Source organism: Cytophaga aurantiaca DSM 3654 (assembly GCF_000379725.1).
GTDB lineage: Bacteria > Bacteroidota > Bacteroidia > Cytophagales > Cytophagaceae > Cytophaga > Cytophaga aurantiaca.
Window position 1 is genome coordinate 90,110 of record NZ_KB903643.1, and the last position, 22,364, is coordinate 112,473.

General features: G+C 38.1%; 19 protein-coding genes. 9 read left to right on the forward strand and 10 right to left on the reverse strand.

The genetic code is table 11. The annotated features are described in order from the left end of the window. Window positions 1-20 precede the first annotated feature (20 nt). The 5 genes from yajC (at window position 21) to A3EE_RS0111715 (ending at window position 3,604) form a co-directional block, all read left to right on the forward strand. Window positions 21-326 carry a preprotein translocase subunit YajC gene (gene yajC / locus A3EE_RS0111695; RefSeq protein ID WP_018343633.1) on the forward strand — a complete coding sequence of 102 codons (306 nt, stop codon included), beginning with the start codon at window positions 21-23 and terminating at the stop codon, window positions 324-326. Window positions 327-643: 317 nt separating this feature from the next. Further along, entirely contained in the window at window positions 644-1,243 is a 600-nt protein-coding gene (locus A3EE_RS0111700; RefSeq protein ID WP_245553835.1) for a YbbR-like domain-containing protein, read from the forward strand. A gap of 3 nt (window positions 1,244-1,246) precedes the next feature. Next, complete coding sequence (coaE, locus tag A3EE_RS0111705; RefSeq protein WP_018343635.1) at window positions 1,247-1,843, forward strand: dephospho-CoA kinase; 597 nt, start codon at window positions 1,247-1,249, stop codon at window positions 1,841-1,843. A gap of 42 nt (window positions 1,844-1,885) precedes the next feature. Continuing rightward, the gene (locus tag A3EE_RS0111710) at window positions 1,886-2,350 is read left to right on the forward strand and encodes a bifunctional alanine racemase/tRNA (adenosine(37)-N6)-threonylcarbamoyltransferase complex ATPase subunit type 1 TsaE (RefSeq protein WP_018343636.1); all 465 of its coding nucleotides are present in this window, start codon (window positions 1,886-1,888) and stop codon (window positions 2,348-2,350) included. A 39-nt stretch (window positions 2,351-2,389) separates the two neighbouring features. Continuing rightward, on the forward strand, window positions 2,390-3,604 hold the full coding sequence (locus tag A3EE_RS0111715; RefSeq protein ID WP_018343637.1) for an alanine dehydrogenase: 1,215 nt from the start codon (window positions 2,390-2,392) through the stop codon (window positions 3,602-3,604). Window positions 3,605-3,753: 149 nt separating this feature from the next. Here the strand turns inward: A3EE_RS0111715 and A3EE_RS21365 are convergent, their stop codons facing one another. From A3EE_RS21365 to A3EE_RS0111735, 4 genes are all read right to left on the reverse strand, one after another. Then, window positions 3,754-6,522: a T9SS type A sorting domain-containing protein gene (locus A3EE_RS21365; RefSeq protein WP_018343638.1), complete on the reverse strand. Its 2,769-nt coding sequence runs from the start codon at window positions 6,520-6,522 to the stop codon at window positions 3,754-3,756. A 404-nt stretch (window positions 6,523-6,926) separates the two neighbouring features. Next, entirely contained in the window at window positions 6,927-7,982 is a 1,056-nt protein-coding gene (locus A3EE_RS21370; protein WP_018343639.1) for an OmpA family protein, read from the reverse strand. Window positions 7,983-8,128: 146 nt separating this feature from the next. Then, a complete protein-coding gene (locus A3EE_RS0111730; protein ID WP_018343640.1) occupies window positions 8,129-9,091 on the reverse strand; it encodes an OmpA family protein in 963 nt (320 codons plus the stop codon). A gap of 26 nt (window positions 9,092-9,117) precedes the next feature. Then, entirely contained in the window at window positions 9,118-11,814 is a 2,697-nt protein-coding gene (locus A3EE_RS0111735; protein ID WP_018343641.1) for a valine--tRNA ligase, read from the reverse strand. 122 nt (window positions 11,815-11,936) lie between these two features. Between A3EE_RS0111735 and A3EE_RS0111740 the strand changes: the two genes are divergently transcribed. Next, window positions 11,937-12,668 (forward strand): Bax inhibitor-1/YccA family protein, encoded by a 732-nt coding sequence (locus tag A3EE_RS0111740; protein ID WP_018343642.1) that lies wholly within the window; start codon window positions 11,937-11,939, stop codon window positions 12,666-12,668. A gap of 112 nt (window positions 12,669-12,780) precedes the next feature. Here A3EE_RS0111740 and A3EE_RS0111745 read toward each other — a convergent pair whose 3' ends face one another. Next, window positions 12,781-13,149 carry a helix-turn-helix transcriptional regulator gene (locus A3EE_RS0111745; protein WP_018343643.1) on the reverse strand — a complete coding sequence of 123 codons (369 nt, stop codon included), beginning with the start codon at window positions 13,147-13,149 and terminating at the stop codon, window positions 12,781-12,783. A 260-nt stretch (window positions 13,150-13,409) separates the two neighbouring features. Here A3EE_RS0111745 and A3EE_RS0111750 point away from each other — a divergent pair, with 260 nt between their 5' ends. Then, window positions 13,410-13,826, forward strand: coding sequence for a response regulator (locus A3EE_RS0111750; RefSeq protein ID WP_245553836.1), 417 nt, complete (start codon window positions 13,410-13,412; stop codon window positions 13,824-13,826). 95 nt (window positions 13,827-13,921) lie between these two features. Here A3EE_RS0111750 and A3EE_RS0111755 read toward each other — a convergent pair whose 3' ends face one another. Together A3EE_RS0111755 and A3EE_RS0111760 are read right to left on the reverse strand one after the other, a co-directional pair. Beyond that, window positions 13,922-16,033 carry a S46 family peptidase gene (locus A3EE_RS0111755; protein WP_018343645.1) on the reverse strand — a complete coding sequence of 704 codons (2,112 nt, stop codon included), beginning with the start codon at window positions 16,031-16,033 and terminating at the stop codon, window positions 13,922-13,924. 132 nt (window positions 16,034-16,165) lie between these two features. Continuing rightward, entirely contained in the window at window positions 16,166-17,590 is a 1,425-nt protein-coding gene (locus A3EE_RS0111760; RefSeq protein ID WP_018343646.1) for a BamA/TamA family outer membrane protein, read from the reverse strand. Between the two features lie 61 nt (window positions 17,591-17,651). Between A3EE_RS0111760 and acs the strand changes: the two genes are divergently transcribed. Together acs and A3EE_RS0111770 are read left to right on the forward strand one after the other, a co-directional pair. Further along, on the forward strand, window positions 17,652-19,547 hold the full coding sequence (gene acs / locus A3EE_RS0111765; RefSeq protein WP_018343647.1) for an acetate--CoA ligase: 1,896 nt from the start codon (window positions 17,652-17,654) through the stop codon (window positions 19,545-19,547). 97 nt (window positions 19,548-19,644) lie between these two features. Further along, window positions 19,645-20,217 carry a GIN domain-containing protein gene (locus tag A3EE_RS0111770; protein ID WP_018343648.1) on the forward strand — a complete coding sequence of 191 codons (573 nt, stop codon included), beginning with the start codon at window positions 19,645-19,647 and terminating at the stop codon, window positions 20,215-20,217. Window positions 20,218-20,226: 9 nt separating this feature from the next. Here the strand turns inward: A3EE_RS0111770 and A3EE_RS0111775 are convergent, their stop codons facing one another. From A3EE_RS0111775 to A3EE_RS0111785, 3 genes are all read right to left on the reverse strand, one after another. Further along, window positions 20,227-20,838 (reverse strand): hypothetical protein, encoded by a 612-nt coding sequence (locus A3EE_RS0111775; protein WP_026209742.1) that lies wholly within the window; start codon window positions 20,836-20,838, stop codon window positions 20,227-20,229. Between the two features lie 72 nt (window positions 20,839-20,910). After that, window positions 20,911-21,150: a membrane protein insertion efficiency factor YidD gene (gene yidD / locus A3EE_RS0111780; protein ID WP_018343650.1), complete on the reverse strand. Its 240-nt coding sequence runs from the start codon at window positions 21,148-21,150 to the stop codon at window positions 20,911-20,913. Continuing rightward, window positions 21,151-22,260 carry a prolipoprotein diacylglyceryl transferase gene (locus A3EE_RS0111785; protein WP_018343651.1) on the reverse strand — a complete coding sequence of 370 codons (1,110 nt, stop codon included), beginning with the start codon at window positions 22,258-22,260 and terminating at the stop codon, window positions 21,151-21,153. It lies immediately after the preceding gene. Between the last annotated feature and the right edge of the window lie 104 nt (window positions 22,261-22,364).

Sequence of the window (22,364 nt, forward strand, 5' to 3'; positions counted from 1 at the left end):
CAAAACTAAATTCAATAACAATGGCTAACGTTCAATTAATTTTATTACAAGCTTCAGGTACAAATAACTATTTCCAATTTGGTTTCATTGCATTGATGATTGGGGTATTCTATTTCTTCATGATCCGTCCTCAGCAAAAGAAAGCAAAAGAGCAGGAAACATTCCGTTCAAGTTTGAAACCTGGAGACAGCGTGCAAACAATTGGTGGCTTACATGCTAAAGTTGCAAGTGTTGAAAGCGATGGAACAGTGATCCTTATTGTTGATCGCATTCGTATGAAATTCGAAAAAAGCGCTATTCAAGGCTTATCTACTAAAGCTGAATAAGTTTTTTGAAATACTATTAAAACCTCCATTGACTGTATCACTACTTCATTGGAGGTTTTGTTTTAAAACAGGTTATTCGTTTTGTTAAGACTATTTAATGAGCTGTGATCCGACGGCTTTTTTGTCCGTCAGATCACTTTTATTAAATTCGTCGGACCACAAAAAAGTGGTCTGACGAATCTCTCTAACAATCACGAATACACAATTAACCCAACACGATTTTGAAAGCTATACTGAGACTATTTAATCGAAAATACGACTGGAAGGTAATGTTTGTCTGCCTTCTGGCAACAATATTTATCTGGTTGTTAAATTCAATGAATAGAGATCATTTAGCAGATGTATCGTATCCGATTGTTTTTAAATACGACAATCAGGCGCTGATGCACAAGAATGAAGACAATACAAAGATCACCTTTCACGCATACGGTTTGGGTTGGGATCTGTTGAAACTGAAATTAAATTGGTTTGTTGATCCCATTGAGATTGACATTACGAACAGAAAGAAATACAGATATGTATTGGCTTCGGAGATAAGACCTTATCTGGAGGATAAGTTACCGATCGTTGAGATCCGGTATTTTATATCTGATACCTTGTATACAGGCTTAGATAAAGTCAAAAAAGATAAGATGAAGATCTATGTAGATCGTGAGCCGACTTTTTTAGCAGACGACTATAAGATTGATGGCAATATCCGTATCAATCCCGAGTACATTGTGGTAACAGGCCCTGCATCTATTCTGGACACCATGTCTCATAAGATTGTAGTTAAAGTATCAGACAACAATATTGCAGATGCTTACAAAGAAGAGATCTCACTTCCGAAACCGTCGAACCCTCAGGTAAAATATGGTGCGGATAAAGTTGAAGTATCTTTTAATGTAACGAAATACAAGCGACCATTTACACAGTAAGCTATGTTTAAAGTAGGCATTACAGGAGGCATTGGCACTGGTAAATCAACGGTATGTCGTATTTTTTCGATTTTAGGTATTCCTGTTTACGATGCAGATTCCCGGGCAAAATGGCTCACTGAAAATCATCCGGATATCCGTAAAGGATTGATCGCTGCTTTTGGTTCAGAAGTTTTTAAAGACAATGTGTTAAACAGGCCGTATCTGGCTTCTGTAGCCTTTGCAGACGATAGCAAAACGGCTGCGTTGAATGCCATTACACATCCTGCAGTACGACGTGATTTCAACGATTGGGCAAACGCTCAATCCAATGCTCCCTATATCATCAAAGAAGCAGCCTTGTTTTACGAAGCCGATACCGCGAAAGAAATGAATGAGATGATCGTTGTGACTAGTCCAACGTCATTACGCATAGAACGTGTATTGCACAGAGATACACACCGCAATGAAAAACAGGTTAGGGATATCATGAACAGACAAATACCCGATGCTGAAAAGATCGAATTGGCCGATCATGTTATTTTTAACGACGAGGAACAACTGCTGATCCCGCAGATTTTAAGGCTGCACGAACATTTTATACTGCGGGCACTTTTATAGACCATTTTTTCTTAGTAGATTCAACTACGAAAAAATATCCCAATGTCATCTATACAAACAAGCAATGCTGTAATGCGCTTTGAATGTCATTCACCGGAAGAAACGATTTCTTTTTTAGGAGCATTGATTGATTTTGCGCAAGGTGAATTGATCTGGGTATTATACGGGGAGATGGGTGCAGGCAAAACTACCTTTGTGCGCCAATGCGGAGAATTTTTAGGATTTATTGAGTCGGTTAACAGCCCTACGTTTTCTATTGTAAATGAATACCGTTCAAACAACGGGAAAATATATTATCACTTTGATTTTTACAGAATAAATTCTGAGCGGGAAGCCTTTGAAATAGGCTGCGAAGATTATTTCTATTCAGGCAATATGTGCTTTATAGAATGGGCTTCACGCATACCGTCTTTACTGCCGGAAAAATATCTGCATATAAAAATTGATGCGATAAGCGAACAATCCAGAGTGTATACAATTACCCGATATGGTGCAGGAGCTAATTAATAGGAACGTGTTCTGCATTCAAATGAACTCCCTAGTCTCATGAAAAAGAAGTCTGAATTAGACGTATTGGTAAAAGAACAGATTCTTTATCCCAAAGAACAATTGATGAAGGTTCGGAAACAGCTTCCGCAATTGTGTATTGGTATTCCAAAAGAAATTGATGGTATTGAAAACAGGGTGTGCTTAACACCTGAAGCAGTGGCCCTGATCGTCAACAACGGGCATGTTGTGCAGGTTGAAACAGGTGCTGGTTTGAATGCAAAGTTTTCAGACAGAGAATACAGCGAAGCAGGTGCGAAGATTGTGTATTCAAAACAAGAAGTTTTTGACTCGGAGATTGTATTGAAGGTTGATCCGCCTACGATGGAAGAGATTGGTTACATGAAGCCCGGAAAGACCTTGATCTCTGCATTGCAGATGTCTACACTGGACGCGGCATACATTGCAGAAATAAATAAAAAACGCATTACCGGTTTGGCATATGAATTTATTGAAGACAAAGCAGGCGGCAAACCGGTTGTAAAATCAATGAGTGAAATTGCGGGCAGCGCGGTAATGTTGATCGCTGCGGAGTATCTTATTTCTAAAAACGGAATGGGCGTAATCCTGGGCGGCGTTACAGGTGTTCCATCTACCAAGGTATTGATCTTAGGTGCAGGTACCGTGGCAGAGTATGCAGCGCGTACTGCTATAGGGTTAGGTGCTGAAGTAAAAGTATTCGATAGTCATTTGTATCGTTTGCGCAGATTGAAATTGAATTTAGGGTTGCAATTATATACCTCTGTTATTGATACCGTGAATTTGCGTAAGGAATTACGCGAAGCAGATGTAGTCATAGGTTCGTTGAGGGCAGAAGAAGGAACATCCTGTCTGGTAACCGATGAAATGGTTGCAGAGATGAAACCGAATTCCATTATTGTGGATGTGAGTATCGATCAGGGCGGTTGTTTTGAAACGTCAGAAATAACGAATCACATGAGCCCGATTTTTAGAAAATACGATGTGATCCATTATTGCGTACCGAATATCCCATCACGGGTAGCGCGTACAGCAACCGTTTCCTTGAGTAATATTTTTGCACCGATCTTATTGCAGATCGCTGAAGCGGGTGGGGTAGAAGAAATGATTCACCACAAAGAATGGTTTATGAATGGGATCTACAGCTACAAAGGATATTTAACCAATTCCATTATGGCTAAAAAATATACCGTTTCGTATAAAGATATAAAGTTGTTAACGGCGAGTATGTTTTAATACGTTTTAAGTTTTAAGTAATAGGTTTTAAGAAGGAGATTACTTAATAGATAAGTTTACTAATAAATAGAAGGCATAAAAAAGTCCTAGGTAAATAGTTTACCTAGGACTTTTTTCTTAAAACCTAAAACGTAGTACTTAATACGTGTTTACTGTTTTACAATTTTTGTAGTAACAATGTCGGTGTTTGTAAGCACTGTTAACATGTACATGCCTTTCGCTAAGGTTTCACCAACTGTCTGGATCTGATTGATTGTGCCTGAGCCTTGCTCTACCAATTGTCCGTTAACACTGTAAAGCATGTAGGTATAAGTTGCAGCATCCGGTCCGCTTACTAAAAGCGTTGTATTGTTCTGGAACGGATTCGGGTATGTTGTTACCTCTATAAGACCTAGAGATGAGTATGGTTTCATTGCAGTAGACGAATGCTTTCCATCGTAGTCATATTGTATGACATAGTAATACGAAGTACCGGATAATGGTTCCGTATCTACATAATAATAATTGCTGGCAGCATCTCTATTGCCGGCTCCGGATAAAGTAGCAATCGTTTCGAAGTTAACTCCATCTGCCGAACGTGCGATCGCAAAATACGAATTGTTGGTTTCGTTTGCAGTACTCCAAACCAATTTGCAGCTGTTGTCATCCTGTGGAACAAGATAGAAAGAAGTCCATGTAACAGGAGTTACGCAGTTGTTGATTGCGCGAACAGGTATACGGTTACAAGCAGTTTGTGCTGATATTCCCCAATTGTACAAAATGTTATATCTATCCGTTTTTCCTGCTCCATATTCATATGAACCTGTTATACTTGTTACATTAGGAATTGATGAAAGAAAAGGAAATGGTGTAGGACTCAAACTTGTTCTTTGACCAATTTTAAATCTCCAAGTCGGATAATTAGTATTAATTTGGTCAATTTTAAGTGTTAGAGCACTTCCAACACCAGCTGACGAAGGATCAATAGTGAAATTACTGAATGTAAAGGTGTATAAAGCAAACGTAGCTGAGTTACCTGCAGGAATAACAATAGCTGCATTATTAGATGTTGCAGTGATTGTTGTTGCTGTACCATCTTGTTTGTACACTTTAAGTGCAATAGAAGTAATTGTCATGTCAACTGCGTCGGTTTGGCTTATCCTGATTGGTATTTGAACGGAGTTTATATTAAATGTTTGGTTTGCTGTAAAATCAATACCAAAACCTGTTCCTTGGGCATTTCCGGCATCCACATCTCCAAATGAACCAGTTGAAAGACTTGAAGTTGGTCCAACAGTACCAGTACTGACGGTTTCATCCTGTACATAATACGTTTGTGTACCAGTTGTGCCCATAGGTATGGATATGCCATAACTGGCTCCTGTATTAACTGCACTGCCGCCTGAGGATGCAGTATACCATTTAAAAGTTGCGCTGTTTGTTCCAGTGGCTCCTAATGTAACTGGTACTGCTCCAGCGGTAGCACAATAAACGGCATCTACAGGTGTTACGGGTGAAGTCGAAGTTACTACGGTAGTACCGCTGGTTGTAGTGGTACAACCAGGCAATTTAACATCGACTGTATAGTTACCAGGAGATATTGCTGAATAGGTTTTGTTGGTACTTGGTGCGGGTAAATTTACACCATTTAATTTCCATTGATACGTAATGCCCGTACCTGTCAATACAGCATCCAAAGGTACAGGGTTTGTTTTACAAAGATCACCATTGGCGCTTGTAGTAGGTGCTGAAGTTGCACTTGCACTTATTACTGTAGTACCACTTGATACGGTACCACAACCAGGTACCGTAACATCTACGGTATAATTACCTGCTGTTGTTGCTGTATAGGTTCTGTTTGTACTTGGCGCAGGCAGGTTGGAACCGTTCAATTTCCATTGGTAGGTTGCACCAATACCAGTAAATACAGCATCTAATGGTGCAGATGGATTACCGCAAAGGTTTGCATTAGGAGATGTTGTTGGCGTAAAGGTATTTGAAATAACAATAACATCTGACTTTACACAAGAACCATTGTCTGTAACACAAACAGAATATGTTCCAGGAGCAGTAATTACTCTTGAATAAAACGCAGGGTTGGATCCCATATTAGAAGTACCATCACTCCATGAAACCGTTGTTGTAGCCAACATCGGAACATTTGCATTTAAGGTGATCGATCCACCTGTACCACATAAAGATTTATCCGGTCCTAAGTCAGGTTGCGGACCAGGAGATCCATACGAACAACCCGGAATAAAGGCAATATCATCAAGAGCAAAATCTACTTCATTACCACAGTTAGCCGTATTTTGGTTTTCAATACTGATGACAACGTTTCCACTGGTTGCACCTGAATTCCATATAACTTCATATTTTTGCCATCCACCGCCGGGACTTCCTCCTCCCAGAGCAGGAGCAACAATATTAGACCCTATATTATTGCCTCCAATATCAAAGTTTAAGACGCCCGGATTGGTTGGGTTGTCTTTTAATGAATTGATCCACACAGAGAAATAATAATTGGTGTTTGGTGCTACATTTACTGTTTGAGTAAACAATTTTACACCCAATTTACAAACCCCATCCACCATCAGAAAATTTCCTGTGCCGGTTGTGTGATCACCAAATGTTTGAAAGCCTCCTGTATTGAACTGAACAGCAGGATTTGTTCCTACTAAAATATCGCCCGGTAAGGAATTCGCACCATGTATACGATATCCGTCAGCTTGTGGAGCCGGAGGGTTACCCGTCCATGGAATTGTTTGAGGGGTAAATGACCATCCTGTATATCCATTAGAAAAATCACCATTTACAACACTATTCTGCCCGTAATTGACATCTGTTGGACACTGTGCATACAATGTTATTGATGAAGTAAGAAACCAACCTAAAATAAAGATAGGTATGAATGTTTTAATCATCGGTTTTGCTTCCATAGACTTATTTATAGAATAAATATAAAAATACTAAACTTATTAAACGGGTAATATTATCTAAAGTTAAAGAAAAAAAAGGAAAAGTCTGAAGAAAATTCATTAAGTAATTAACATTCAATTTATTGAATGGAGTAAAAAAGTGACATTGTGTGGATAAGTCTGATATGTTATGTTTAAAGCCATATAGGAGGATTTTAACCCGATAATACCACAAGTAAGAAATCAACTTGATTAGATTTTAAACTGTTATTTACAATATGTTGTATTTTTAATACTGTTATTTTAGTAGAGAAAAAATAAAAAAGGTTTGGTTGTAAAGATCATCTTAGAATAAAAGTAGGGATAAATTCGTATAAAAATTACCGCTGTTACTACTTATTTCAGGAGCGATGCAGTTTTATATCTTATTGAAGAATGTAAATCTCTGCTCTGCGATTTTTTACACGTCCTTCAGGAGTATCATTTGTATCTACAGGGCGGGTTTCCCCAAACCCATTTGTACGTATTCTTTTTGCATCTATACCTTTAGAGATAAGATCGTTTTTAACAGCTTCTGCTCTTTGTTTGGATAGATCAAGATTCTTTTCGAAGGTATCTTCCGCATCGGTATATCCTTTGATATATAATTTATACGTTGGGTTTTGTTTTAGTTCTTTTGAGACCTCATTTAATAATTGAAAATAAACAGAATCAATTACAAAAGATCCTGTTTCAAATAATACATTATTGAATTGTTTAAGAACAGAAGTCTTTTTTTGTGGCTCACTTTTAACAGGTTTGAGTTCAATGTCATCAATTCCAAAATCTACTTCTGTCTCACACGTTTCGGTATTATTATTTTCAATACTTATTTGTATAGATCCACTAATAGAATCCGAAAACCATATTTTTTCATAATGAACCCATCCACCACCAGAACTGTCGGGTGTTGCTCCGCCTTTAAGTGGAGCAATAATGTCAGAACAAATGCTCTGTCCTCCAATATTACATAAAAGAATACCTGGATGTTTCAAATTATCTTTAAGAGATGAAACCCAAATAGAAAAGAGATAATACGTATTGGGCACTATAGTTACTGTTTGTTTCCAGATTTTGATATAATTCGAATTGCATTTACCATCTACCATTAAAAAATTTCCGTTGCCGGTAGTATGGTCGCCATAGGTATCAAAGCCACGTACACCGAAACTTCCTTTATTGAACATTGCAGGATTTGTTCCAACTTGTATATCGCTGGGATTTGAAACTCCATCATATCGTATATGATAACCGCCACTTCCTTTATCAAAATCCCATCCTGCATATTCGTTTGAAAAATCACCATTGATAATAATGTTCTTATCGTAAATGACAGATAAGGCGCTTGCTCCGAACATATCAAGCTTTGTTCCTGTTTGTCCGGAAACATTTCCCGCCAATAAAAATATAGTACAAATAATGATGAAAGAGTATTTAAACATAATGATTCAACGTGAAATATGTTTTACGTCTAGCGTATAAATTTCTTGTGTTGAACCTAGTTAACTAATTATTTTAAATAAAAAAAAGTCCCCCGATAGCTATCGGGGGACTTCCTTCAGAATCTAAATGATTTTTTTTTAAAAAACTATTGAAGAATATGCATTTCCACACGGCGGTTTTTCTTACGTCCTTCAGGCGTTTCATTTGTATCTACCGGTTTCATTTCACCAAAACCATCGGTACTTAATCGAGTACCGGCAACACCCTTAGAGATCAGATAGTTTTTCACTGAGATCGCTCTGCGTTTTGATAGATCTAAGTTTGCATCGTCATCACCTACATTATCGGTATGTCCTTCAATGTATAATTTGAAGCTTAAGTTGTTTCTCAACACTTTTGCCAAATCATCCAACGATTGGAAAGAAGAAGATACAATTACATCTGAACCTGATTCAAATAACAAGTTGTCGAATGCTTTTTGTAAGGCTGCTTTATCTGCAGGTTTCAATTCCGGACAACCTCTGTTTGTTTTAACTCCAGGTGTGCTTGGACATAAATCTGAGTAATCTTCAACACCATCACCATCAATATCGCTATATGGCGGCGGACAACCTTCGTATTTAACAATACCAGGTACAGTAGGACATTTATCCTTATTATCCGGAATACCATCACCGTCTGTGTCCGGGCAACCGTGGTATGTTTTTAAACCAGCTTTATCCGGACAGTCATCTACGTTATCCATAATGCCGTCGCCGTCTCTGTCACCCCACGGACAACCATGGTTTTCTCTTGGACCGGCTTCGTTTTTACATGAATCTTCGTAATCAAAAATACCATCAAAATCCACGTCATATGGGCAGCCAAATGTAGTTACAGGCTCACCTTTAGGCGTGTGTATACATTGATCTCTGCTATCCGGTACACCATCGTGATCCGCATCTGCATCATGATATACAGGGGTATATGGATCTTTCTTTTTCTTTTTAGCTGCTTTCGCTTTCTTTTTATACTTCTTGCTCTGTGCAGGATTTTGCGCTGAGACTTCAAAAGTACCTGCCGCAGATACAAGCAGCAATAAAATCAGTACACGTAGAAAATGTTTCATTCGATTAAGGATTAATAACAATTTAATTAAGCAACGATTTCTTTCAGAGCTTCCTCCAAAGATTTTATTTTTGAAAGCGCATCCTGTTGTTTTTGTCGTTCATTTTCGAGCACAGATGCTGCTGCGTTTTGTACGAATTTATCATTATTTAGTTTCTTTTCAACAGAAATTAAGAAACCTTTTGTGTATTCAAGCTCTTTTTCAATACGTTCCTTTTCAGCTTCAGAGTCCAGATTGTTTTCTTTTTCAATCTGAATCTGATATTTATTATTAATAGCATACGGATAGAAGTGTTGGAACAGAGGAACACCATCCTTCAATGTTTTTATGTCAAAATCACATTTAGACAATTTAATAATGTAGGGTAAGAATGAGTCCGCAGTGTTATGCTCTTCCGTAGTATTAGGAACTATGAAAAGACTGTTTAGTTTGCTCGTTCTTTTTAAATTATTTTTTTGAATGTGATTATTGATCGCAGTGATAGCTGGCTTAAGTGTATTTTCAACAAATGATAATGTAGAGATTTCATTGCTATTTAAATCAGATACCGTAGGCCATTGTGCAATAATCACACAATCTTTTGCATCACGTTCTTTAATGTCATGCCACAATTCTTCTGTGATAAATGGCATAAACGGATGAACAATTTTCAATATTTTTTCAAAAATGAGTAAAGTTTCCTGATATGTTTTTGCATCTATTGGTAAACTCTTATCTAATTCTCTATCATATTCAGGCTTGATCATTTCTAAATACCAGGAACATAAATCATCCCAAACCAGTTTATATACACTCATCAATGCATCAGACAAACGGTACTTGCTGAAGTGATCTTCAATTTCCACTAAGCTTGAATTAATTTTAGCATTCATCCACTCTACAGAAGCTGCATGTGTGTAAGGCAAGTTGCGATCAACTTCCCAGCCTTTTATTAAACGGAATGCATTCCAAAGTTTATTCGTGAAATTTCTACCTTGTTCACAGTACTTATCATCAAATAATAAATCATTTCCTGCAGGCGAACTTAATAACATACCGAAGCGAACACCGTCAGCACCATACTTCGTAATTAAGTCTAATGGATCAGGTGAGTTGCCCAAAGACTTCGACATCTTACGTCCTTGTTTGTCGCGCACAATACCGGTAAGGTATACATTGCTGAAAGGTTTCTCTCCTCTGAATGCGTAGCCCGCCATGATCATACGTGCAACCCAGAAGAATAAAATTTCAGGAGCCGTTACTAAATCGTTGGTAGGGTAGTAGTACTTGATGTCTTCGTTGTTCGGATCTTTAAATCCATCAAATACAGAGATTGGCCACAACCACGAAGAGAACCAGGTATCCAGTACATCTTCATCCTGTCTTAAATCTGAAAGTGTCAACGATGTATTTCCGCTTAGTGTTTTTGCTTTTGCCAACGCTTCTGTTTCATTCATCGCAACAACGTATTGCCCGTCGGATAAATACCATGCAGGTATACGTTGTCCCCACCACAATTGACGGGAGATACACCAGTCTTTGATATTATCGATCCAATGCTTGTATGTATTTTTGAATTTCGCAGGATGTAATTTTATTTCGTCGTTCATTACTGAACTCAATACTTCCGGATGTTTGTCCATGAAGCTGCGCATGTTCACAAACCATTGCAAGGATAGACGTGGTTCAACAACAGCGTTTGTACGTTCAGAATAACCAACGTTGTTTGTCAGGTTTTCCGTTTTCGTTAAATATCCTTTTTCTTCTAATTCTGCAGAAAGCTGTTTGCGAACTTTGAAGCGATCCAGGCCAACATAAAGCTGAGCTTTTTCATTGAAGGTACCATCGTCGTTCATGATGTCGATGATTTCCAGACCGTGTTTCTGACCCAACTGATAATCGTTTACATCGTGCGCCGGTGTTACTTTTAAACAGCCTGTACCAAATTCAAGATCAACATATTCATCTTCGATGATCGGGATCTCTTTATTGATCAAAGGAACAATTACTTTCTTGCCTTTTAAATGTTTCCAGCGATCATCTTTCGGGTGAATACAAACAGCTGTATCACCAAGAATGGTTTCCGGACGGGTAGTAGCTACCAATGCATAATCGTCTGAACCAACAACCTGGTACTTGATATAATATAATTTCGATTGAACTTCTTTGTGAATTACTTCTTCATCTGACAAAGCAGTCTTGCCTTCGGGATCCCAGTTTACCATGCGGAATCCGCGGTAGATCATACCATCCGTGTGCAATTTATTGAACACTTCGATTACCGCTTCTGAAAGATTGTCTTCCATGGTAAAACGTGTTCTTTCCCAATCACAGGATGCACCTAATTTTTTTAATTGTTCTAAAATAATGCCGCCATATTTTTCTTTCCAAACCCAGGCATGTTCTAAAAATTTATCGCGTGACAGATCACTTTTTTTAATTCCCTGTTCGCGTAACAAGGCAACAACTTTTGCCTCCGTAGCAATAGAAGCGTGGTCCGTGCCGGGTACCCAGCAGCTTTCCTGGCCTTCCATACGCGCTTTTCTGATCAATACATCCTGAATGGTATTGTTCAGCATATGTCCCATGTGCAATACTCCCGTAACATTTGGTGGAGGTATTACAATTGTATATGGTTTTTTATTCGCATTGGGTGCAGAATGAAAGAACTTATTTTCCAGCCAATAGGAATACCATTTACTTTCAACTTCAACGGGGGAATATGTTTTACGAATTTCAGACATAAGAATTTTTGATACTGTATTTATCAATAAATGAAGATGCAAGTTAGTTATTTCTTATAGCAAGGAAAAATGCTAAATTGCAGTATTATTGCATAAATATTCACAATCAACAAAAAAATACAATGAGAACATCAAATCCGGCATTAAACGACGCTACTTTTGATAACCATGCTCTTGCAGGTGAGGAAACGATGACCATTCAAGGGACGGTGAACAAAAGCTTTATTTTGATTGCACTGGTTTTTTCAACCGCATTATTGTCATGGGATTTTCTGACGCAACTGGAAAGCGGACTTATTTATGTAATTGCTTCAGCAATTATCGCATTGATCGTTGGTTTAGTTACTTCATTCAAACCAACCTGGGCGCCATATACTGCACCTGCGTATGCCTTATTTGAAGGTGTATTTCTTGGAGCACTTTCCGGTTTTGTAGATTCAATTTATCCGGGTATCGCTATTCAAGCGGTATTATTGACGTGCGGAACATTTCTTTGTTTGTTGATGGCATATCGTTCAGGTTTAATTAAGGCAACTGAGAATTTTAAATTGGGAATTGTTGCTGCAACAGGCGCAATCGGTTTGATCTATTTAGCATCTTTTATTCTGGGTTTCTTTGGAATTCAGATTCCATATATTCATGGTAATGGCATCGTAGGAATTATATTCAGTGTAGTAGTTGTTGCGATTGCGGCATTGAACCTGGTATTGGATTTTGATTTTATTGAACAAGGGGAGGCAAAAGGTGCACCTAAATACATGGAGTGGTATGCATCGTATGGCCTGCTTGTAACGCTGGTTTGGTTGTATATCGAAATTTTGAAATTACTTATGAAGTTAGCCAGCAGAGACTAATTCAAAAGGTAAAAAAGAGATATAAAAAAAGACCCCGCCAAATGTGCGGGGTCTTTTTTGTTCCGGGGAGAACGATTATAGTGTCTGTTCAAGAAGGTGTGGTAAAGTTATTTCATATCACGCGATTTGTTTTTAATAGATTAATGATCTCTTCTTTGTCCCTGATCTGTTCTTTCAGATACTCAATCTCACGCATCATGCTTTCCATTTTTTTTGCAGTCTCAAGCTCTTCATATGGACTTGAATTTAGATCCGACTGTTCCAATAACATTTGTCCATTGCCCATGTAGAGCCAGTGCGGACTGATGCTTGGCAGGGCCTTATATATAGCATTGAAAAACTCAATATTAGGAATGTTCTTTCCTTTTTTTGCATTTGAAAGCGTATTCTCTGGTAGACCAGCCTGCTTTGCTAATTGCTTTTGGTTTAAATTGAAATGTTTTAGGATCAATTCAATCCTAGCGTTTACGGGTACGTTCATGCCACTTTGAAATTTATTTATTCAACAAATTGAATTTGTCGTGACAGTTTTCTATATTTGGTTTCTGTAATAAACATAGAAAACTAACGTTTAACTTTCACTTAGAATTTCCTTACGATTCTAAGTGAGGGTTGTCGTTACTGTTGATCACGCTTCATAACACATTGTACGAGATGTTGATTAAATAAGTTATCTTTTTAGACAATTCTGTATTTTTTGTGTATTATAGAGGGATTTTAGATCACAATTAATTAAATTGTGTGAATACTTTAAGGCAAAGCATGACTTCAGTAGTGGATTGGGTATTGTTGGTTGACGACGATGAAATACAGAATTTCATTCATCAGCGCATTATTCGAAAATATGTACAGGAAAGTCAGATTCTTGTAGCCACAAACGGTCAAGAAGGGCTTAAAATATTACAGGAACTCATCGAGAGTAAAGCGAATTTACAGCGAGGGATTATTTTTCTTGATATAAATATGCCTATAATGAATGGTTTTCAATTTTTGGAATTATATCAATTAGAGTTTGCTGGCCAATTTAAAAACACCACACTTTATCCATTATCCAGTTCAGACGATATCAAAGACGTTATTCAGATGAATCAACTGGGTATTGAACATTATATTGTAAAGCCATTAACACACGAATTTGCTACAAGCTTATTTGCGTAATTAATACTAGGAAAGGGGATCAGGCCTCTTCTAAATAAAAAAACCTCCACGCCTAATTAAAGCGTGGAGGTTTTTTTATTTCAATTGCATTGCGATTATTTTACAATGGTCATTTCGTTTATTAAATGCGTTGCTCCTGCATATTGTTCGATCATAAACAATACGTAGCGTATATCTACACAGATGCAACGCTGCAAAGAAGGTTCATATATAATATCACCGCTCATTGCTTCCCAGTTGCCGTCAAATGCAACACCTATAAGCTCGCCGTTTGCATTCATCACCGGACTTCCTGAGTTCCCGCCTGTAATATCATTTGTAGTTATAAAACACACCGGAAGTTTACCTTCAGCATTTGCATACGCGCCGTATGATTTTGTATTATATAGATCCTTTAATTTTTTAGGAACAACGAACTCTTCGTTTGTTGAATCTTCTTTTTCAATGATGCCTTCCAATGTTGTGTAGTAGTTATAATACACAGCATCTCTTGGAACGTAATCCTGAACGGTACCATAAGTTAAACGCATGGTAAAGTTTGCATCCGGATACAATACTTCATTTGCACGCATTTCAAGAATACCTTTTAGGTACAACTGATTATTAGCTTCTAATCTACTGAATACGCTTCCTAATGAAGGTCCAACATCGTTTCTGAAGTCGCCTAGTATAGATGACATACAAGCAAAGCCCGGATCTTTCTCTAAGGCTGCAGCAGTAGGATTTGCCATAAATGCTTCAAATAGTTTTTGGTTGGCAAAAAGAGATTTTGAAAAGACCATTGCAGCGTACTTTTTAAAATCACCTTTGTATTTTTTTTCTATCACCTTGAAAATTGCAGGATGTAAATCCTTGTCAATATCCTTGTAATACATTTCTAATAAAGCAGCAAAAACTTTTTGGTCCGTGGCTTTATTATAATCTTTAAAATACTCAGTACCTATATTCTGAATATTGTCTTTTGCGGCAGCATCTGCTTTGCCTGCTTTTAGCAAACCGTAATATTTATTTGTCTTATAGGCAAACTCTAAGATCTCTGTTCCGAAAGCAGCCTCCACTAAGTATACATACGGAAGGTTTACTTTACTGTAACTCTCGAATATCTTTTTATAATCACTGACTACATTATTGTATTGGGAGCGGCTGCTGTCTTGTTTGATCCAGGCTTCAAATGCCGCTTCTTCAACCTGTTTGTCTTCAATTACGTGAAGTCTTTTTAAGCCTTGGTTCTGCCCAATAAAATATTTGTAGTAGTTACTTACCCGTGCATATTTAGATGCATATTGAATGCGTACTTCCGGATTTGCATCCATGTCTTCTTTCATTAAAGCAAGACGTTTTTCACGGATCTTAATTTTTGCTGGATTGCTTTGATTGTAATTCATTGCAACTTCAAACGAAGACATATAACGTTCTGTGCTTCCCGGATAACCCATTACCATAGAGAAGTCGTCTTTTTTAACACCAGCTGTAGATACAGATAAATGCTGACGCGGGTGAAAAGGAACATTGTCTTTAGAATATTCTGCAGGTTTGCCATCTTTGCTCATATATACACGGAACAAAGAGAAGTCTCCTGTTTGTCTTGGCCACATCCAGTTATCGGTATCGCCACCGAATTTTCCGACAGAAGAAGGAGGAGCACCTACGAGTCTAACGTCTTTAAATATTTGATATACAAAAAGAATTTTTTGATTGCCTGCATAGAAGTTTTCAATTTCTATTTCATAAGCATTTGCTTCGCCATATTCTTTTTCCAATTCCGCAGTGATCGCTTCCTGTTCTTCTTCGGTCTTGCCCGCCAAACGATCTGTAACATCTACCATACGGATCAGGAAGGTAACAGTAAGGCCCGGGTTGCTTAATTCCTTTGAACGATCCATTGCCCAGAAACCATCTGTTATGTAATCATGCTCAACAGAACTGTGTGATTGTACCGCGTCAAATCCGCAGTGGTGATTGGTAAGGATCAATCCGTCCTGAGAAATAACTTCGCCGGTACAGAAATTACCAAAGTTTACAACCGCATCTTTTAAACTGGAAGTATTGATCGAATAAATTTGTTCAGGAGTGATTTTCAATCCCAGTTTTTTCATCTGGTCGTAATTTTTTCCTAATAAAAATGGCAGCCACATACCTTCATCTGCACGAACATTTCCAAGACCAAGGGAAAGAAGAGTAATAAAAAGAATAAAACGTTTTAACATAAAGTAAATCTTTTGATTAAGAATGGATGAAAGTAACAAATATTTTTATTAGTTGCCAGTTACTAGGTTCTAGTTGCTAGATTAAAGATCATCTTTTTTAAAGTCTAGGAACTAGAACCTAGTAACTAGAAGCTATATCGTTGCCTTAAAGTTTACAAACACACCGCTTTGCAGGTCGCGGTTCACGGAATATTCAACCCGTAATACAAAATCGTAGTAGGTAACAAAATCCAAACCAAGGCCGCCGCCAGGTAGGTAGGTATTGGCATAGTGTACATTTCCCTGTGCATACATACTGGTTCGGTTATCCCATACATAGCCCATATCCATATAGGTTTTTAAGAATACTTTTAATGGAATTTTTGAAAAGCGTTCTTCTTTGAATTCATGCAGCTGGAAATTCCAATCGAAGAGTTGGAATTTCAAATTCACTTTCCCCAAAATATATTTTTGTCCGTCAATGACATATTGCTCATAACCGCTTACGATTTCTTTGTCATAGCCCAGACCGCGTTGGTTAAAATAAGGTTGGTTCACGGGTGTTGAATATTTCCCTTTTAAGGTTGTAGCTAAATATAATTTCCCTATAAGTTTATTGAAGATGCTGACTTCTCCTTTAAGCGATGTAAGTGAGATGTCTTTCGTCAGGCCTAATCCCATCTGCTCTACATCCATTCGCAGGTAAGAACCTGTAAGCGGGTAATAGCGGATATTTCGATGATCGCGGATCAGCGAATATTTCAAACTGATGTATTCCTGCCTAGAACTTGAGTCAGCAAAATAAGTCGGGTTAAGTGTGATCACCGTATCGCCGATGTGATTGTTGTAATACGTTGCACCCAACTGATGCTCTAGATAGAAAGAACCTCTGTAAGTAAAGGTAATTCCTGTGCCGAAACGTTCGCGAAGAAATTTATCGCCTTCGGTATAAAACAGTTTATTGTCGATGGTGTTGTATGCTACCTGTCTGTTCAGTATATAGCCGATGTAATAGATCATGCCCAGCTTGCGCGATTTTGTTAAGTAGGGAATGGTATAGGTAAATTCAATTTTTTTAGTAAACCCGAATTCACCTTTGATCTTCATGGATTCATTTTTTCCACGCATGTTTTTCTGTAAAAAATACACGCCCAGTTCTAATCGGTTCAGCTTGTGGTCACGCTGCACCCACCATTCATTAAAGTTACGGTCTGCCAATCCTATGATGGGTACGACGTAGGTATAAAAACGTTCTTTAACAGATACTTTTAAAATCTTATGCGTTGAATCAATCGGTACGAGTGAAGTAGTGGTTTCCAGAAACAGCCCTGTGTTGAATAGCCTGTTTTGCGTGCGTTGTATGCGAAGATCTCTTTTTTGAGTAGAGACCGTATCTCCGATTTTAAAATCCAGTTCCCGAAGAATAATAACATCTTTCGTTTTTTTATTCCCTTCGATGTGTATACTATCGATCACAATATAGGATGGAGCTGTGGATGGTTCTACTTGTGCATAGCTTAGATGACAGCATGCAAAAACGGGAACGAAAAAAAGAATATGTTTTAAAATTGAATACACGCAGTCATATTTATCTTTTAAATTTATATATTTAATTTGTATTTAACCGCTTTTTATACCCATGATAAAACCAATTCAGTCATTTGAAGAATATACGGCAACCTATGCTTCCAGTATTTCAGATCCGGAAGCGTATTGGGCATCGCAGGCAGATCAGTTTGTCTGGAAAAAGAAATGGACGAAAACTCTGGAATGGAATTTCACTGAACCGAGTGTGAAATGGTTTTTGAATGGTAAGTTAAATATCACAGAGAATATCTTAGACAGACATCTAAAAGTAAGTCCTGATAAGGTGGCGCTATACTGGGAAGCGAATAATCCCGACGAACAAGGTAAAGCAATAAGCTACAAAGAATTGTATGAGCAGGTTTGTTTGTTTGCAGGTGTATTAAGATCAAAAGGAATTAAAAAAGGAGATCGGGTGTGTATTTACATGCCGATGATCCCTGAATTGACAATAGCTGTTTTAGCATGTGCACGTATCGGAGCCATTCATTCGGTGATCTTTGCAGGCTTTTCAGCCAGTGCGGTAGCGGATCGGGTTAACGATGCGCAGGCAGTTGCTGTAATTACTTCGGATGGTTCGTATAGAGGAACGAAAAGCATTGGTGTGAAATCGTTGATCGATGAAGCGCTGCAAACGTGTGCCTCGGTAAAAACAGTTGTTGTGGCAAAGCGTACGGGAGATGCGGTGGAGATGCTTTCAGGCAGAGATTACTGGTGGGAAGAGGAAATAAAAAAAGCAACTCCCGTATACGAAGCAGAAGAAATGGATGCAGAAGATCCTCTGTTTATTTTATACACTTCCGGATCTACCGGTAAACCGAAAGGTGTAGTACATAGTATTGGTGGTTACATGGTGTACACCGCTTTTTCTTTTGCGAATGTATTTCAGTACAAAGAAGGTGATATTTATTTCTGTACAGCAGATATTGGCTGGATCACCGGACATAGTTATCTGGTTTATGGTCCCTTGTTACAAGGCGCTACACAGATCATGTTTGAAGGCGTACCAACCTTTCCGGATGCAGGCCGTTTCTGGAACATTATCGATAAATATAAGGTCACACATTTCTATACAGCACCAACAGCGATCCGTTCATTGATGTCGTTTGGTAATGAGGTGGTAGAAAAATATTCGTTGAAGAGTTTGAAAGTATTGGGTTCTGTAGGTGAACCGATCAATGAAGAAGCGTGGCATTGGTATAATGAATTCATCGGAAAGAAAAATTGTCCGATCGTTGATACCTGGTGGCAAACAGAAACAGGAGGGATTTTAATTTCTCCGCTTGCCGGTATTACGCCATTGATACCATCGTATGCAACCTTGCCGCTTCCGGGTGTACAGCCGGTATTGGTAGATGCTAACGGCATGGTATTGGAAGGAAATAATGTAGAAGGGAATTTATGCATGAAGTTTCCGTGGCCCTCTATTATACGAACAACCTATGGTGATCACGAACGTTGTAAGCAAACGTATTTTTCAACGTATCCGAACTTATACTTTACAGGTGATGGCTGTAAGCGCGACGAGAACGGTTATTACAGAATCATCGGCAGAGTAGATGATGTGATCAATGTATCTGGTCACCGTTTTGGAACAGCTGAAATTGAAAATGCGATCAACGAACAGGCTGATGTGATCGAGTCTGCCATTGTAGGTTATCCGCATGAAATTAAAGGGCAAGGTATTTATGCCTATGTGATCTGTGATAAAACAGATAAAAGCGAAGATCAGCTTCGAAAAGAGATCCTGGAAAGCGTTGTGAAGATGATTGGTCCGATTGCAAAGCCTGATAAGATACAGATCGTGCCTGGCTTACCGAAAACACGTTCAGGAAAAATCATGCGACGTATTTTGCGTAAGATCGCAGAAGGAGAATTGAATAGTTTGGGAGATACGTCTACGCTGCTGGATCCGGGCGTGGTGGAAGAGATCAAAAAGGGAGCGCTGTAGTTGACAGTAAACGGTGGTCAGTAGTCACACAAAAGTATAGAGTACGGATTACTTCGTATTAAGTATAAAAAAGAAGGATAAGGTTAATGTTTGTAGGATGAAAAAAAGTTGTCTGGTATTTTTATCATTTTTGATCTCGGCATTTTCATTGCATGTATTTGCCTCGGATTATGAGGAGCGTAAGCTGGGTTCGTTTCACAACATTACGGTTGAAGACGGTATCACAGTTGTTTTAATTCATTCGGATAAAAACAAAGCCTTTGTTAAAGTAGAGGATGTAGATTTGTCGGATGTAATCACAGACCTTTCTGTTTTTTCTCTTACAGTGAAAATGAAAAAGTATGTTGCAAATGCATCTGTTACCGTTGAGATCTATTATACCGACGCGCTGGATGAAATAACAACGGAGGCTGGTGTAAACCTTCTCTCCGAAGGCAAAGTGTATACAGACAAATTAACGATCAATGCTCGGTTTGGAGGAGAAATACGTATTGAAATTGATGCGAAAGAAATTGAGATACAAGCTGGCGGCGCAACCATTACGGTTACCGGTAAAGTAAAAGATCTGGAGATACATGCATTGAAAAATGCCTTGGTTGATTGTTCAAACTTAAACTATCAATCGAAAGATGTGTTTAATAGCGGCGGTGTTGTGAAGTTGAAGGAGTAGTTGAATTAGCTATTGTCTTTTCGATGACTTTTTATTTTGTTTGAAAAAATCCGAATATTTAACTTTTGCATTTGCTACTTCTGTCTCATCGTCCCAGTTGTATACGGGCAGACCTAAGGATGAAAAAATTGCTTTTGTTTTATCCAAATCTAAACCTGCCGCTGGTTGAGGATGTATAGCAAATACATTGCAATGAAAACATATTGCTAACCTTCCTTTAATAATTCCTTTTTTATAAAAGAAAATTCCATGATAGGGTTGAAAGCAATCAGCTCTTATAGAATCATAGTTTCGCGTTCTTCCGGATAAATATCCTGTGACTAAATTGATTTGATCGGTACTCAATTTTCGTCTGCTTGACAATCCATATAAGGTATCCATCCGCGCCACATTATATAATATTCTTAGTTCACCGTTTAAAATCACTGCTACGGCACTATCAAAATCAGATTTTTGCCAGATAGAGTGTACTTCGGAAACGTACTTCGTTGTTGTGTCTATGGATGTTGAATTTTCTTTTCTCGTAGTATCTGCAGATGGGAGAACAGTATCAATCACTTGCTTTTTATCTTCGCTGCAAGAAAGTAAAAGACAGAGGAATAAAATTGAAAATATTCTCATAAAAATAAATCCTATTGATAATGGTACTCTATACTTTTTGTCTAGCAACTAGTAGCTAATCACTCGAAACTATTAAGGTACCGGATCATACCCGCTGCCACCCCAGGGATTACAGCTGCAGATGCGTTTTGTTCCCAGCCAGATTCCTTTAAGTGGACCGTATTTTTCAATTGCCTGCACCGTGTATTCGGAACAGGTAGGAGTGTAACGGCAAGCTCCCGGTAGTAATGGTGAGATACTATATTGATAGATCTTCACAGGTATAATAAACACCTGTTTTATAATTCCTGTGAAGATCTTTTTATCACTCATTTATTTCGCCTGATTTTTTAAACGATATGCTCTGATCAATACAAGCACACCTGCAAGTATTAATGGGATGCTTAAGAGTTGTCCCATGTTCCATTGCATGCCTTCTTCAAATTGAGATTGATTTTCTTTGAAGTTTTCGTACACGAAACGCAATGAAAATAAAACTATTACGAACAAGCCGAACAATAAACCTTCCGGCGTGTCTTTGCCATATTTTTTATATAAGGCATACAGCAATCCGAATAATAGCAAAGAAGAAATTGCTTCAAACAACTGTGCCGGGTAACGCGGAATACCATATACCAATACATCAATCTCTTGGTTTTTCCCAACGTTTCTGCTGCCTAATACTAGGTTTTTATTCAAAGGTAATGCAATGTGTTCCGGATAGCCCGGTGCATTGTAGATCGCATTCCAAACTGCTGTGTTCACAAAGGCATCAACCGAATCAATGCGCTTCGTAGTTAAGGTCATTTTTAATTCTGTAACAGGAAATCCAAAATTTACAGAGTCTTTTCCCAATGAAGTAAATCGAACGTCTTTAATGGTTTTTTCTCCGAATACTTCTTGCAGACGTTCCTGTGTTGGATGTACAAATACAAACGACGTAGCAGATGCGGCAGGCTTACCGATAATTTCAGAGTTCATTAAGTTTCCCATACGTATACACGCACCGGCTAAGGCAACTACAATTACGATGCGGTCCAATACATATAAGAAACGTTGGTCTTTGTATTTTCTGGAGTACAACCAAACAGCGAAGATGATACCGAATGCAGCACCATGGCTCGCTAGACCTCTGAAGCCTGTGAATTTAAACTCAGGATCAAATTCAACCGGCAGGAATATTTCTAAAATATGATTTTGAAAATAAGCCCAATCGTAAAACAAACAATGTCCCAAACGTGCACCAATTAAGGTTGCCAGAAACATGTAGATGGCTAGTTTTTCAACTTCGGATTCAGGCCGACCTTCTGATTTATATATGGAAGTAAGAATTTTATATCCAAAAAAGAACCCTGCTGCAAACAAGAGACTATACCAATGCAATTCGAAATTTCCTATTTCAGCCACATAGGGAGCAACATTCCAGATAATATAATTCAGCATAATTTTATTGTAGTTGTAATTGGTTACAAAGTACGAAAAAAACCGACACGATTGCAGGATTAAACAGGATAACACGATTTCCATTCGGGATTAATAAATGGCTG

Excerpts from the sequence above, each read along its gene's own strand:
- yajC (WP_018343633.1), top strand. The coding sequence starts at position 21 with ATGGCTAACGTTCAATTAATTTTATTACAAGCTTCAGGTACAAATAAC.
- A3EE_RS0111700 (WP_245553835.1), top strand. The coding sequence starts at position 644 with ATGAATAGAGATCATTTAGCAGATGTATCGTATCCGATTGTTTTTAAA.
- coaE (WP_018343635.1), top strand. The coding sequence starts at position 1,247 with ATGTTTAAAGTAGGCATTACAGGAGGCATTGGCACTGGTAAATCAACG.
- A3EE_RS0111710 (WP_018343636.1), top strand. The coding sequence starts at position 1,886 with ATGTCATCTATACAAACAAGCAATGCTGTAATGCGCTTTGAATGTCAT.
- A3EE_RS0111715 (WP_018343637.1), top strand. The coding sequence starts at position 2,390 with ATGAAAAAGAAGTCTGAATTAGACGTATTGGTAAAAGAACAGATTCTT.
- A3EE_RS21365 (WP_018343638.1), bottom strand. The coding sequence starts at position 6,522 with ATGGAAGCAAAACCGATGATTAAAACATTCATACCTATCTTTATTTTA.
- A3EE_RS21370 (WP_018343639.1), bottom strand. The coding sequence starts at position 7,982 with ATGTTTAAATACTCTTTCATCATTATTTGTACTATATTTTTATTGGCG.
- A3EE_RS0111730 (WP_018343640.1), bottom strand. The coding sequence starts at position 9,091 with ATGAAACATTTTCTACGTGTACTGATTTTATTGCTGCTTGTATCTGCG.
- A3EE_RS0111735 (WP_018343641.1), bottom strand. The coding sequence starts at position 11,814 with ATGTCTGAAATTCGTAAAACATATTCCCCCGTTGAAGTTGAAAGTAAA.
- A3EE_RS0111740 (WP_018343642.1), top strand. The coding sequence starts at position 11,937 with ATGAGAACATCAAATCCGGCATTAAACGACGCTACTTTTGATAACCAT.
- A3EE_RS0111745 (WP_018343643.1), bottom strand. The coding sequence starts at position 13,149 with ATGAACGTACCCGTAAACGCTAGGATTGAATTGATCCTAAAACATTTC.
- A3EE_RS0111755 (WP_018343645.1), bottom strand. The coding sequence starts at position 16,033 with ATGTTAAAACGTTTTATTCTTTTTATTACTCTTCTTTCCCTTGGTCTT.
- acs (WP_018343647.1), top strand. The coding sequence starts at position 17,652 with ATGATAAAACCAATTCAGTCATTTGAAGAATATACGGCAACCTATGCT.
- A3EE_RS0111770 (WP_018343648.1), top strand. The coding sequence starts at position 19,645 with ATGAAAAAAAGTTGTCTGGTATTTTTATCATTTTTGATCTCGGCATTT.
- A3EE_RS0111775 (WP_026209742.1), bottom strand. The coding sequence starts at position 20,838 with ATGAGAATATTTTCAATTTTATTCCTCTGTCTTTTACTTTCTTGCAGC.
- yidD (WP_018343650.1), bottom strand. The coding sequence starts at position 21,150 with ATGAGTGATAAAAAGATCTTCACAGGAATTATAAAACAGGTGTTTATT.
- A3EE_RS0111785 (WP_018343651.1), bottom strand. The coding sequence starts at position 22,260 with ATGCTGAATTATATTATCTGGAATGTTGCTCCCTATGTGGCTGAAATA.